The organism is uncultured Chitinophaga sp. (genome assembly GCF_937874145.1).
Lineage (GTDB): Bacteria > Bacteroidota > Bacteroidia > Chitinophagales > Chitinophagaceae > Chitinophaga.
This window is the reverse complement of the sequence record NZ_CALNBI010000426.1, coordinates 1-1,302: the sequence shown is the minus strand read 5'-3', so window position 1 is coordinate 1,302 and position 1,302 is coordinate 1. Positions and strand designations below refer to the sequence as shown.

Below are 1,302 nucleotides of genomic sequence, written 5' to 3'. Positions count from 1 at the left end.
ATGGCAAAACGTTTACGCCCGAGCAAGGGAAATACTACTTCTCCGCAGGTTCCATTTACGCCGCGCAAACTTTCAGCAACATCCCCGCGGCCGACGGCCGGCGTATCCAGATCGGGTGGGGGCGTATCGCTCAGCAGGGCATGCCCTTCAACAACATGATGCTGCTGCCCACCGAGCTGACGTTGCGCACCACCAAAGACGGCCCCCGCCTGTTCAGCCGCCCGGTGAAGGAGGTAGCACAGCTGCTGGAGCCCGCCGGGAAATGGACGAACCTTTCCGCCAACGATGCCAGCGAGAAACTTGCTACATTCAACCAGGAGGATAAGTTGTACATCAAAACCACGATCCGCCTGTCGCACGCCACGGATGCGGGCCTTAGCTTATTCGGCCAGCGGCTCGTTCATTACGATCTCAATTTCAATATGCTGAACGGCATGTTCTATTCGCCGCAAGACCCCGCCAGCATGGAACTGACCGCCGAAATCTACCTCGACCGTTCCTCCGTGGAAGTGTTTATCGACGGCGGCGCGTTTTCGTATTCAATGGAACGGAAACACGACGCTGCGAACAAGGAAGGATTCCGGTTCTGGGGAAACAATATCACGGTCCTTTCGCTGGAAGTGTCGAAGGTCCGGGGGATCTGGCCGTAACTTTTACGCATACACGAAAAAGCCCGCTACCATCGGATAGCGGGCTTTTTAAATTATACAGATGATGGTTAAATCGTCGTGAATTTCACGCCCAGGCTCACCCAGCGGGCGGGCAGGGGAATGGAGCCGATCTCGAAATACGTGGTGTTGAAGATGTTCTGCGCATCGAGGTACACGGTGAATTGCTTTACTTTCTGGCTGATCCTGCAATCGTTGATCCAGTACGCTTTGCCGGTGGTCCGCTCGTTGAAGCGGGTGGCGAACAGCGCGCTGAAGCCTCTGTGCTGCAGGTCGATCGTATTGGTAACCTGGTGCTTCAGCGCGGCGATGAGGTATTTGGATTTGATGTCAGGGTTGATGTCGCTGAACTCCGCATCCAGGTAAGAATACGCCAGGTTTACGTTGAGGCGCGTGCTGGCGGAAAGCGATGCGCTGTAGTTCGAGCGCATGTTGATGCCTTTGGTGAGCAGGCTGCCTACATTGTGGCTCTGCCAGGGCTCCGTGTCCACGTTGCGCGTCCAGTCGATGAAGCGGCTGATGTCGCGGTAAAAGTAGCTCGCGTTGAAGGTGAAGCTGTGGCGGATGTATTTCAGCCCCAGTTCGCCCTGGAAGGCATTTTCGGGGGAAAGGGATGCGTTCCCGATGTTGCCGG

At 56.1% G+C, this 1,302-nt stretch carries 2 protein-coding genes; one reads left to right on the top strand and one right to left on the bottom strand.

The features are described from left to right. Positions 1 to 650 (top strand): GH32 C-terminal domain-containing protein (locus tag Q0510_RS20270; protein ID WP_298715731.1); only part of this gene is annotated, 650 nt, incomplete at its 5' end. Between the two features lie 68 nt (positions 651 to 718). Here the strand turns inward: Q0510_RS20270 and Q0510_RS20265 are convergent. Then, on the bottom strand, positions 719 to 1,302 hold a 584-nt coding region (locus tag Q0510_RS20265), incomplete at its 5' end, for a TonB-dependent receptor (protein WP_298715729.1).